At 37.1% G+C, this 12,414-nt stretch carries 10 protein-coding genes, 1 riboswitch and 1 other annotated feature; of the genes, 1 reads left to right on the top strand and 9 read right to left on the bottom strand.

Annotation, left to right across the window (positions count from 1 at the left end; translation table 11 throughout):
* Positions 1-89: 89 nt before the first annotated feature.
* From G6O73_RS01685 to metK, 4 genes are all read right to left on the bottom strand, one after another.
* Positions 90-1,733 carry a putative polysaccharide biosynthesis protein gene (locus G6O73_RS01685; RefSeq protein ID WP_057886796.1) on the bottom strand — a complete coding sequence of 548 codons (1,644 nt, stop codon included), beginning with the start codon at positions 1,731-1,733 and terminating at the stop codon, positions 90-92.
* Between the two features lie 63 nt (positions 1,734-1,796).
* A complete protein-coding gene (locus G6O73_RS01680; RefSeq protein ID WP_057886795.1) occupies positions 1,797-3,158 on the bottom strand; it encodes an amino acid permease in 1,362 nt (453 codons plus the stop codon).
* A 194-nt stretch (positions 3,159-3,352) separates the two neighbouring features.
* Positions 3,353-5,767 carry a leucine--tRNA ligase gene (gene leuS / locus G6O73_RS01675; protein WP_057886794.1) on the bottom strand — a complete coding sequence of 805 codons (2,415 nt, stop codon included), beginning with the start codon at positions 5,765-5,767 and terminating at the stop codon, positions 3,353-3,355.
* A gap of 58 nt (positions 5,768-5,825) precedes the next feature.
* Positions 5,826-6,047 (bottom strand) — a binding site (T-box leader).
* Positions 6,048-6,102: 55 nt separating this feature from the next.
* Positions 6,103-7,293 (bottom strand): methionine adenosyltransferase, encoded by a 1,191-nt coding sequence (metK, locus tag G6O73_RS01670; RefSeq protein WP_057886793.1) that lies wholly within the window; start codon positions 7,291-7,293, stop codon positions 6,103-6,105.
* A riboswitch (SMK box riboswitch) is annotated at positions 7,293-7,373 on the bottom strand. (Overlaps the previous gene by 1 nt.)
* 137 nt (positions 7,374-7,510) lie before the next feature.
* Here metK and G6O73_RS01665 point away from each other — a divergent pair.
* Positions 7,511-7,732, top strand: a complete 222-nt coding sequence (locus G6O73_RS01665) for a hypothetical protein (protein ID WP_057886792.1) — start codon at positions 7,511-7,513, stop codon at positions 7,730-7,732.
* Between the two features lie 71 nt (positions 7,733-7,803).
* Here G6O73_RS01665 and fba read toward each other — a convergent pair whose 3' ends face one another.
* The 5 genes from fba to phoU form a co-directional block, all read right to left on the bottom strand.
* Positions 7,804-8,667 carry a class II fructose-1,6-bisphosphate aldolase gene (gene fba / locus G6O73_RS01660; RefSeq protein WP_057886791.1) on the bottom strand — a complete coding sequence of 288 codons (864 nt, stop codon included), beginning with the start codon at positions 8,665-8,667 and terminating at the stop codon, positions 7,804-7,806.
* Positions 8,668-8,780: 113 nt separating this feature from the next.
* Positions 8,781-8,954: a FeoB-associated Cys-rich membrane protein gene (locus G6O73_RS01655; protein WP_148126848.1), complete on the bottom strand. Its 174-nt coding sequence runs from the start codon at positions 8,952-8,954 to the stop codon at positions 8,781-8,783.
* Positions 8,951-11,083: a ferrous iron transport protein B gene (gene feoB, locus G6O73_RS01650; RefSeq protein WP_057886790.1), complete on the bottom strand. Its 2,133-nt coding sequence runs from the start codon at positions 11,081-11,083 to the stop codon at positions 8,951-8,953. The genes G6O73_RS01655 and feoB overlap by 4 nt, the downstream gene beginning before the upstream one ends.
* The gene (locus G6O73_RS01645) at positions 11,080-11,577 is read right to left on the bottom strand and encodes a FeoA family protein (protein WP_235805101.1); all 498 of its coding nucleotides are present in this window, start codon (positions 11,575-11,577) and stop codon (positions 11,080-11,082) included. The genes feoB and G6O73_RS01645 overlap by 4 nt, the downstream gene beginning before the upstream one ends.
* Before the next feature lie 174 nt (positions 11,578-11,751).
* Positions 11,752-12,411: a phosphate signaling complex protein PhoU gene (gene phoU / locus G6O73_RS01640; RefSeq protein WP_057886788.1), complete on the bottom strand. Its 660-nt coding sequence runs from the start codon at positions 12,409-12,411 to the stop codon at positions 11,752-11,754.
* Positions 12,412-12,414: the final 3 nt, after the last annotated feature.

The raw sequence follows: 12,414 nt of genomic DNA, 5'->3' as shown, positions 1-12,414 counted from the left end.
AAATAAGACAGCCTTTTGAAATTTAAAACCGATTTAATAAAAAGATTCTGGGTTAAGCTACTTTCAGTGTTTAACCCAGAATCTTTTTATCATTTAATATGCAATAATTTTCTTAACCGTGAAACACGAGCACCAATAATTTTGTCTGCCAAGCGTGTTTTTAAACAAAGGTATAGATATATCCAAGCTCCCACCGTAGCAGCAATCACTAATACTAAAAATGCCCACAAGCGATATTCAAGATTAACAACTAATGAAGCCGCTAGAACTATTAATAACGCTGCTGCAAATGTTGCGAATGAGAAAAGCAACAGACCATCAAACCGCCGCTGTAATCGATCCAAATCAAGATGATACCGATAGTAGAAGTAACGTAACATCAAAATATTAGAAACCATCATTCCAATTCCTGTAGCCATGACTGGACCAAAAGCTTGCAACCAAAGTGTCAGTGGAATCTGTACTAAGATCTTCACTAAGAAACCAATTATAAAATACTTAACTGCCTTTTTGTTTTGATAAATTCCTTGCATCAACGAGGACAAAACAATGAACAACCCAATTGGCAAAGCCACGTAAGCCGAGAAGCTTAAAATATAAATTCCAGTCAAATTATACTGATAAAAAACGATATATAACGGTTTAGCAACTGCTGCCATTCCTAAAGAACATGGCAGCATCACAATAAAAAATAATTCCAAGGCATCTGCTAGTTGGATCGCAATCTTTTTTTGATCATTTTTAGTATACGCCTCAGATAGCAATGGAACAGCCGTCGCCGCCATTGCAGAAGCTAACGCTACTACAATCATAATCAACTTATTATCATTACCTGCAAAAATCGCATATAAATCATTGATTGTCTTTAAGCTAGTATGGGAAAGCATAATCATCGTTGGTTTAAAAGTAAAATAATCCAACTGGTTATACAAAGTAGTTGAAGCTCCAATCAAAACAAATGGAACTGACTGCAACAGTAAATCAGTGATTAAACGTCGATCACTAATCTGTAACTGACCAGCACTTTCAGTTGCAAATTGTTTTAGCTCTCGATGTTTGCGCCAATAATACCACCCAAGAATTGCTAAACCACCCAAAGCACCAATGAAAGCTGCAAAAGTTGAATGGATAACCCCTAGTTGGTAATTACTGTGCATGACTTGCATAATTATATAAGTAGCTGCTAACATATAAATAATCCGCGCAATTTGCTCAACTAGTTGAGACATTGCCGATGGAAACATATCCTGATATCCTTGAAAAAATCCTCGTGTCAAACTCATTACAGGAATCAAAATCAAAGCTAAGGCTAAGGAACGAAAAACCGGAATAACATCTGCTTCACCTAATGAAAGCAAAGGTGCCAAATACCACATCAAAAGAGCACTTAGAAGTCCGATTGCTAGCATCAATATTAATGATTTTTTATAAAGCCGTTGACCAACCGCGTATTCATTTTGCGCATTATAATGGGCTACTTGTTTTGCAACAGCTGACGGAATCCCCGCAATTGAAATCATCAAAAAAACACTATAAACAGTATACCCTTTGGTGTACAAAGCATTAGCAGCTAAATTATCTTTGCCAAACCACGCATACCATGGAATGATATATATTGCACCCAAAACTCGCGAAAAAACGCTTCCGGCCGTCATCCAAGCCGATCCTCGGAGCATTTTTTCTTTCGCTGTATTTTCACTCGCTGTTACACCAGATTGTGAATTAATTGACATCTTTTCATCCTGCCTTTAATCTAATTAGCTTGAAGCTTTAATCAAGAACTGCAAAATCATACTTCACTTTACGTTATTTTTAGAAAACTGTGACTTTTTTATTATCAAAGTGTAAATTAAACTCAATCCTGCAAACCAAACAGCAGCAAAAATTAGCGAAATTAAAGTACTTTTTTCGAAAGCTAATAACACTGTAACCATTAAAAAGAAAATTACTGTTAAATAATTTGAAAAAGGAAATAATGGCATTTTAAAAGTTTTATTTTTAGTATCTTTTGCTTTACGACAGCGATAATGACAGATCATTAGCACAATCCAAACAAAAATAAAACTAACTGTGGCTACCCCCGAAATAATTTCAAAAACTGTTTTTGGAACTACATAGTTCAACAGCACAATTACCAGCAAAGTCAATGACGAGAAAAGTAATGATTTTACCGGAACACTGCGATTACTTGTTGTTCCAAATGATGCTGGAGCTTTTTTGGTACGCGATAAAACATATAAAGTTCGACTAGTACTAAAAATAGCGCTATTGCAAGCAGACAAAGCTGCCGTCAAAACAACAAAATTAATCACTCCAGCGGCCATTTTAACCCCAATTCCCGCAAAAACTTGTACAAATGGACTTGACGTTGTCGTAATTTCATTCCAGGGATAAATACACATTAAAACAAACATTGAGCCTAAATAAAACAATCCAATTCTAATTGGCAAACTGTTAATTGCCCGTGGCAGATCATGCTTAGGATCTTCCGTTTCACCCGAAGTTAATCCAACCATTTCAATTCCAGTAAAAGCAAAAATAACCATCGGAAAAGCAGCTAAGAATCCTTTAAATCCCTTAGGAAAAAAGCCACCATAATTGACTAAGTTGCCTAAAGAAACTTGATGACCACCCACATTGGCACCAAGCAATAATAAAATTACCCCAGTTATAATTAGAGCAACAATTGCCAAAACCTTAATACTAGCGAACCATGACTCCAGTTCTCCATAAACACCAACGCTCAATAAATTAAATCCTAATAGTACTAAAATGATAATCAATGGCGTTACCCACTGAGGAATTACTGGAAACCAGTAGCGTAAATATATGCCACTGGCCGTTAAATCAGCCATCGCTAAACTTTCCCAACAAAGCCAATAAGTCCAGCCAATAATAAATTCAAACCGATCACCTAAATAGCGCCGAACAAAATCGATAAATGAAGTTAATTTCAAATCAGATAACACTAATTCACCAATTGCTCGCATCATAAAGAAACAAATTATACCAGCAATCAAATAAGCCAAAATAATAGCTGGCCCTGCTGCTTTGATTGCGCTGCCTGATCCCAAGAAAAGACCAGTACCAATCGCTCCTCCAATGGCAATCATCTGAATATGGCGATGAGTCAGCCCACGCGACAATTCATTTTTCATATTTTCCTACTCCTTCTCCGACGTCAATTGTCCATCTAATAATAATTTATGCTATCAAGTATATTGAATTATCTAAATACTTGCAAGTTAAAAAAGCCCACTGATTGACCAACAATTCCAATGAATAATAATTGGTCAAATCAGCAGAGCCTTTTTTCAGAAAAAAACCAATATTCAAATAACTCTAGTTAATCTTATTTAATAACTAAACTAACTAATTTATCCGGCACAACAATTACCTTAATTATCTTTTTGTCAGCAATTGCATTTTGAACTTTAACATCCGCTAGGGCTAGCTTTTGCAATTCGGCTTTAGCAGTTCCCTTAGCAATTGTCAGGTGCTGTCTAACTTTACCATTAACTTGAACAACTACCTGAACTGTATTTTCAACCAACTTATCTTTATCATAAGTCGGCCATTTTTCATAAGTAATTGTTCCGACATGACCTAGTTTAGTCCATAATTCCTCCGCTAGGTGTGGAACAACCGGTGAAATCATTTTAACAAAACCTTCCATATAGTCTAATGGAAGCGCATCTGCTTTGTAGGCGTCGTTAACAAAAACCATCAACTGTGAAATTGCTGTATTAAAATGCATCGCCGAAAAATCTTCAGTTACCTTCTTGACAGTCTGGTGATAAACATGATCTAATTTACCATCATTTAACGTAGTTACCCGATCGCGCAAACTATCATTTTCGTCAATCAATAACCGCCAAATACGCTTAATGAATTTATAAGCACCATTTAAACCATCCTCACTCCAAGCAATCGAGGCATCTAAGGGGCCCATAAACATCTCATATAATCGCAATGTGTCAGCACCATACTGTTCAACAATTTCGTCAGGGTTAACAACATTCCCCTTAGATTTCGACATTTTCTCGTGATTGTCACCTAAAATCATCCCTTGATTAACTAATTTATGGAATGGTTCTTTAGTTGGCACAACACCAATATCATATAAAAATTTATGCCAGAAACGAGCGTACAACAGATGCAAAACGGCATGCTCAGCTCCACCAACATATAAATCAACCGGCATCCAATCTTCTAATTTATGATAATCTGCAATTGCTCCTTGATTATGTGGATCAACATAACGTAAGAAATACCATGAGCTACCAGCCCATTGTGGCATCGTATTCGTTTCACGTTTGCCTTTACGACCATTTTTATCAACTACGTTTACCCAATCATCCAAGTTAGCTAATGGGCTTTCTCCAGTACCAGAAGGCTTAATGTCTTTTGCTTTTGGTAAGCGTAATGGCAACTGATCTTCTGGTACTAATGTTGTTTCACCATCTTCCCAATGAATAACTGGAATTGGTTCACCCCAATAACGTTGACGCGAAAAGAGCCAATCTCGTAAATGATAATTAACTTTTTTCTTACCAATTTGTCTTTCTTGGAGCCAATCAATAATTTTATCAATTGCATCCTGCTTATTCAAACCGTTTAAAAAACCAGAATTGATGTGTGTACCATCACCAGTATATGCAGCTTTTTCAATATCGCCACCTTCGATAACTGGAACAATCGGTAAAGCAAATTTCTTAGCAAATTCATAATCACGATCATCATGAGCTGGAACAATCATAACCGCACCAGTTCCATAAGTTGCTAAAACATAGTCAGCAATCCAAATTTGTACTTTTTCACCATTTACCGGGTTTATTGCATAGCTTCCCGTAAAGACACCTGTTTTTTCTTTAGCCAAATCCGTTCGTTCTAGATCAGATTTATGAGCTACTTTATTTACATACTCTTCAACAGCCTCTTTTTGCTCTGGAGTTGTCAATTCTTTAACTAAATCCAGTTCCGGTGCCAAAACCATACCAGAAACACCAAAAATAGTATCAGGTCGGGTTGAAAAAACTTCTATATTGAGATTTTCTTTACCCGCCACAGCAAATTTAATACTGGCACCAATCGAACGACCAATCCAGTTACGCTGTTGTTCTTTAATGTTTTCCGGCCAATCCAAATCATCCAAATCATCGATTAAGCGATCAGCATAGGCTGTGATTTTAAGTACCCACTGACGCATTGGCTTGCGAATAACTGGGAAACCACCACGCTCAGTCTTCCCATCAATGACTTCTTCATTAGCAACTACTGTTCCCAAATCTGGGCTCCAATTTACGGGAACTTCAGCCTCATATGCCAAGCCCTTCTCGTATAATTTTTCAAAAATCCACTGCGTCCATTTATAGTATGAAGGATCAGTAGTATTAATTTCTCGATCCCAATCATACGACAAACCAAGTGATTTTATCTGGCGCCGAAAATTATTGATATTAACTTTGGTAAATTCACGTGGTGAATGGCCCGTATTCAAAGCGTACTGTTCTGCCGGCAAGCCAAAAGCGTCCCAGCCCATTGGATGCAAGACGTCAAATCCCTGCATTCGTTTCATTCGTGCAATAATATCGGTTGCCGTATACCCTTCTGGATGACCGACATGCAGTCCTTGACCTGATGGATAAGGAAACATATCTAACGCATAATATTTCTTTTGATCAGTATTCTCAGTAGCTTTGAAAGTTTTATGCGCTTCCCAATAATGCTGCCATTTTTTCTCAATCTTTTGATGCTCGTACGCCATAATAAATAGATCCTTCCCTTTCAAAAAGTTAAAAAAAGTCCTATACTGACAAAAGTCAATATAGGACGAGCAAACAAAACTCGCGGTACCACCTATTTTCCAGTCGTTAAACTGACACTTAAAGTTTGCTAACGGTAAAACCACCGTTCCTGCCTACTTAATTCAACAGAAATTACTCAAGGTGAGTTCGTTTGAAGCAGCAAATAAGTACTTTCACCAGCCATACTTTCTCTAATAAAATGCTAACTCTAACTACTAGTCCTTAATTCATTGATGTATTGCACTCATGATAGCAAAATTTTAAGCCAGCTGCAACTGATTTCTTAGAAATTAACTTAAACTTGTAATTCTTTTTTTAATTGGTCAATTTTATCAGTATGTTCCCATGGCAAATCAATATCTGTTCGACCAAAATGACCATAGGCAGCTGTTTGTTTATAAATTGGTCGTTTTAAATCAAGCATTTTAATAATTCCTGCTGGCCGCAAATCAAACACTTTACGAATTGCCGCAACTAACCGTTGGTCTTCTACTTGACTAGTTCCAAAAGTATTAACTGAAATTGACACTGGTTGTGCAACACCAATTGCATAAGCCAATTGAACCTCAACTTGTGATGCAATTTTAGCAGCAACTATATTTTTAGCAATGTAACGGGCAGCATAACTTGCAGAACGATCTACCTTTGTCGCGTCCTTACCAGAAAAAGCACCACCACCATGGTGTGCAGCACCACCATAAGTATCAACAATAATTTTGCGACCAGTTAAACCGGCATCACCCTGAGGCCCACCAATCACAAAACGACCTGTTGGGTTAACAAAATACTTAGTCTTGTCATCCAATAACTCAGCTGGAATAACAGCTTTAATTACTTTTTCAATTACGTCTCGCCGAATAGTTTCAAGCGGTGTTTCAGCACTATGTTGCGTTGAGACAACCACTGTATCTACTCGAGCCGGATGATTTTTCTCGTCATATTCAACTGTTACCTGAGCTTTTGCATCCGGTCCTAGATAACTCAAAACGCCCTGTTTTCTGATTTCAGCAATTTTTCGCATTAATCGATGGCTAAGAGCAATCGGTAATGGCATCAATTCAGGTGTCTCGTTAATGGCATAACCAAACATCATTCCTTGATCCCCAGCGCCTATTTGATCAAGCGGATCTCCTTGGCCTTCACGATTTTCTAAGGATTTATCAACACCTTGCGCAATATCTGGTGATTGTTCATCGATAGCTGTCATAACCGCGCAATTGTCGCCATCAAAGCCATATTTCCCATCCGTATATCCAATTTCCTTGATAGTTTGACGAACCACTTTTTGAATATCAATGTAAGCACTGGTTGAAATTTCTCCAACAACCACTACCAATCCAGTGGTAACTGTTGTTTCACACGCCACACGAGCATTTGGATCCTTTGCTAATAAAGCATCTAAAATGGCATCACTAATTTGATCAGCAATTTTATCTGGGTGTCCCTCTGAAACTGATTCTGATGTAAATAAATGTCTCTCCGACACATAAATTCCCCCATTCAATAATTTGGTTACAAGGCAGCTTCACATAAAATGAATCCTCTCGGGAATGTGCTGTAACAATTCTATTTTAGCACAGTCTTTAAACTGATTTATAATTCTTTTTGAAAAATAGACAATTAAAGATAATTTTTATCCACTTGTAAAAGCGCTTACACTGAATTAAAATATTAATTGTAGAGAGAAAACAATTCTAAGGGAGTTGATTGTTATTAGTCAAGCAGAAGATTTTAAATGCTTTACTGAAAAGTTAGAACAATGGTTTGCCGATGTCGAAAAAGATCAGGAAATGATTAGCCACTCAACTTTTGCTGAAACGGGTGATCTAGCACTCTTAAAAGTCGTTCAGCAATTAGATAAACAAGTCTTAGCTGATCCTAAATTACTTCAACAACTTTTTGCAACTTACGAGCATAATCACTAATCTTTCTCTGCAAAAAAAACCTGTTACCAAACCAAAGTTTGGAACAGGTTTTTTTAATCTAAACAAGTAAATTATTTAACGGCAGGTGTTCCCAACCAATCAATAATTTCTTCAACAGTATCAGTAATTGCTTGTGCTCCGTCAGCCAATAACTTACGTGGGTCATAGCCTTTACCCTGCTGATCTTTACCAGCTTCAATGTATTTACGTGTTGCAGCAGCGAAAGCCAACTGGCATTCTGTATTAATATTAACTTTAGAAATACCCATCTTGATTGCTTTAACAACTTGTTCCTGAGGAATGCCTGAACCACCATGCAATACTAATGGTGTTTCAATTACGTCAGCTAATTCCTTCAGACGATCAAAGTGCAGGCCTTTCCAGTTTGCCGGATATTTGCCATGGATATTACCAATACCACATGCTAAATAGTCAACGCCAGTAGCAGCAATTTTCTTTGCTTCTTCAACGTCAGCCAATTCACCTTCACCGATAATTCCGTCTTCTTCACCACCGATAGAACCAACTTCTGCTTCAACAGAAATATTCTTAGCATGTGCCAAAGCAACAATTTCTTTGGTTTTTTCTAAGTTTTCTTCAAATGGCAAATCATGACCATCAAACATAACTGAAGTATAACCAGCTTCAATACATTCTTTAGCAGCTTCATAGTTACCATGATCCAAATGCATTACGACTGGAACTGTGATGTTCATTACGCGCATTTCGTTTTCAACTAAGCTCTTAACTAATTTGTAATCGCCCATGTATTTAGCAGCGCCCATTGATACCTGGATCAGAACTGGAGTGTTCTTTTCCTGAGCAGCTTTTAAAATGGCACGAGTCCATTCCAAGTTATTGGTGTTAAAAGCACCGACTGCGTAATGGCCCTTGCGAGCTGCAGTAAAGATTTCATTACCGTTTACGAATGACATAAAACAGCCTCCTAAATTGTATTACTCTTTTGAGTACACTTTTATTCTAACACAAAAGTAAATGAAAACGCAGGTTTAATTTGAAAGTTTTTCACTAAGTTTTCAAAAACTTTTCAATTATGTTTCTTGGCAGTTTGATGTTGCAATTTAACTGGATCCACAAGTGGGCAGCCAACATCGTCACAATCATGGCAACCTGCACTCGCACTATGTTTGATAAATCGCGTATAAATAACATAAGCCACACCCGAAAAAATCACTATTGCTAAAATAATGGTTGCAATCATTTTAAAACTTCCTCTCTAATTTCATTTTTAACTTGATACAAATCATCACTGGCATCTCGCTTGAAAAACAAACCGTATACCATTACTAAAATAACTGCTCCTGTTAAAGCAACACTAACTAACGAACCAGTAGTAAGCATTTGTGAAGCTTGATAAATCAACATAGCCGTTAAATAAGCCAAAGCTGTCTGGTAACCAACTGCTCGTAATGTCCATTTGGTATCTCCAAATTCTTTATACATTGTACCGATTGCCGCAAAACACGGAGCACATAACAAATTAAAGGCTAAAAATGAGTAACCAGCCACTGGAGAATACGCTTGACGCAGAGTTGCTGCAAAAGAAGTTGCCGTAGGGCTACCAAAAGTTATCCGCAAAGTACCGACACAATTTTCTTTAGCAATTAATCCTGCGATTACAGCAACAGTTGTGTGCCAATCACCAAAACCAAGTGGTGCAAAAACTGGGGCAATTGCTGCTCCAATATATCGCAGCATACTATGATTCTGATCTGTCATTTGCAAAGTAAAAGTAAAACTAGAGAAAAACCAAATCAAAACACATGATGCAAAAATAATCGTTCCGGCCTTTTTAACAAAACTTGCTGCTCGGTTAGCCACTTGTCGCAAAACATTGCCAGCTTTGGGAAAATGATAAGCCGGCAATTCCATTACGAAAGGTTGCGGAGGTCCAGCAAATAAACGCGTTTTCTTTAAGAAGATTCCTGAGCCAACTACGGCCAACATTCCTAAAAAGTAAGCTGATGGTGCCACCCAGCTTTGTTGCGGAAAAAAAGTTCCTGAAATTAATGCAATAACAGTTAATTTAGCCGAACAAGGCATGAACGTCGTTAACATAATTGTCATTTTACGATCTTTTTCATTTTCAATTGTCCGGGTTGCCATAATCCCTGGAACTCCACAACCAGTTGAAATTAACATAGGAATAAATGACTTACCTGATAAATTGAAACGATGAAATATTCGATCCATCACAAAAGCAATTCGTGACATATAACCACAATCTTCTAAAATCCCTAAACACAAAAATAACATCATAATCTGTGGCACAAAACCTAAAACCGAACCTAAACCATTAATAATTCCATTGATAATCAAGCCTTGCATCCACGCTGCTACTTGCCAATGAGACAACCAACCTTGAACTGTATCAGGAATTACTTTACCAAACAAAACATCATTGACCCAATCAGTCCCAATTGTACCAATCGTTTGAATTGACAAATAGTAAACCAGCCACATGACGAAAAAAAAGATTGGTAAAGCTAACCAGCGATTAGTTATGACCCGATCAACTTGGTCGCTCATGCTGGTAACAAAATCATTTTCATCAATAACACACATTCTGACATATTGCGAAATTAGATCATAGCGTGCATTAACAACAATGCTATCACTGGTGTCTTGAAAGAGTTTTTCAGCGGTAACAATTGTTTGTTCAATCTCTGATTGACGTTCAACTGCTAAATTCAGCTCTTGTTCAACTTGTTCATCTCGTTCAAATAATTTAATTGCATACCAGCGTGCTTTTTCTTCCGGAACAATTCCAATTAATTGTTGACTAATCATCGTTAAAGCCGATTCTAAACGATCATCATATTTAGGAAAGGGATAACTTGTCTGTTTCTTGGTCTCGGCAATCATCGTTTCTTCTAACTGAGAAAGATTTTTCTTTTTTAGAGCTGAAATTCCAATTACTGGAACTCCTAGTAAATAAGATAATTTTTTCAAATTCACTTTACGTTGTTGCTTTTTTAACAAATCAATCATATTAAGCGCAACAATCAATGGTCGGCCAGTTTCCATTAACTGTAAAGTTAAATACAAATTACGTTCAATATTGGTCGCATCAACGATGTCAACTACTGTATCTGGAGCTTGCTCCACAAGATATTTACGTGAAACAACTTCTTCAGCCGTGTAAGGAGACAATGAATAAATGCCCGGCAAATCCTGAACAACAAATTGTTTATAGTTTCGTAAGATTCCCTGCTTTTTTTCAACTGTCACTCCTGGCCAATTTCCAACTGACTGATTCGAACCAGTCAACCAATTAAATAAGGTTGTTTTCCCGCTATTAGGATTTCCAGCCAAAGCAATCATCTTCATTGGCTTACCTCCTGTACCATTATATAATCAGCTTCTTGTTTGCGTACACTTAACTTATAACCACGAACCAGCAATTCAATCGGATCACCTAATGGTGCAACCTGGTGAACTTTGACTACAGTATTTTTAGTTAGGCCCATGTCCATTAATCGTCGTTTGACTGGTCGATCACCAATAATTTTGCCAACGATTGCCGACTTTCCAACAGTCAATCTCGACAATGGTTGAGTTTTTGCTGTTGCCAATTCATTGACACCTTTTACTAAAATATTAGTCGCTAAAGTGTGACTGATAGCCAAACGCTGCCCTCTTAAAAAAATTACTAAACCGCTATTATTTTGGGATGGTGAAACAACTGTTAAATTTGTGTTTAAAACCATCCCAAGTTCTGCTAATCTACGGATAAAACGTGGGTCACCAACAATATCAACCACGATAAAACGACCTTTAGATTTGATTTCTGCTAAAGATTCCATTACTCCACTTCCAGTCATAAATGAGAATCATTTTCATTTACTTTAAAATTAGCATAATTTGTTTTAAACTTCAATCATTTTTTGAGCTGTTTTGAATCGTATTCAAAAAAATCGTAATTTTTGTTCTTATTCCTACTAAGAAGAAAAATTACGACTTAATTAATTACTTATTTTAATTTAAGAAATTCAAACTCAGTTATTGCTTAATTCAACAATTTTTCCTGAATTTGTATACACAATCCATTCAGCAACATTAGTCACATAATCACCGATTCGTTCGATGTGTGCGGCGACTACAATATACTCCGTCCCAAAAGTAACAAAATCTGGATCTGTTTGCATGCAACTCATGGCTTCTTTGCGAATCAAGCGTAAGTAATCATCCGTTTTTGAATCAGCTTGTGCAATTTGACGAGCAGCTTTTTCATCATTGTCGACATAAGCTTGGATTACCTGCTGCAACATTTCATAAGCATGCTGACTCATTTTAAAAATTGCGTCTTCAATCAATGGATTTTTTTGGTCAACTGGAATGCGTAAAGTTGCTCGGGCAAAACTAGCAGCGTGGTCACCAATTCTTTCAAGATCTGAGCTGGCTTTTAAAATAGTAATTAAAATTCTTAAATCACTTGAAACTGGTTGCTGCAAAGCAATTACCTGGGCAGCTTTTTTTTCAAGATACATCTCTTGCTGATTAATTTGCAAATCGTGATCAACCACTTGTTTAGCTAACTGCTGATCTTCTTGTTTAAAGGCTTGCGCAGCTTGTTGAATAGCCGTCGCTACTTCACGACCCATCGATGCAAAATCTTGGTGCAGACTCGCTAATTGATTCTCTAAAATTTTTGCCATTTT

This window comes from Liquorilactobacillus nagelii DSM 13675 (assembly GCF_019444005.1).
GTDB lineage: Bacteria > Bacillota > Bacilli > Lactobacillales > Lactobacillaceae > Liquorilactobacillus > Liquorilactobacillus nagelii.
Note: the sequence above shows the minus strand (reverse complement) of the source record. Positions and strands in the feature narration are given on the sequence as shown.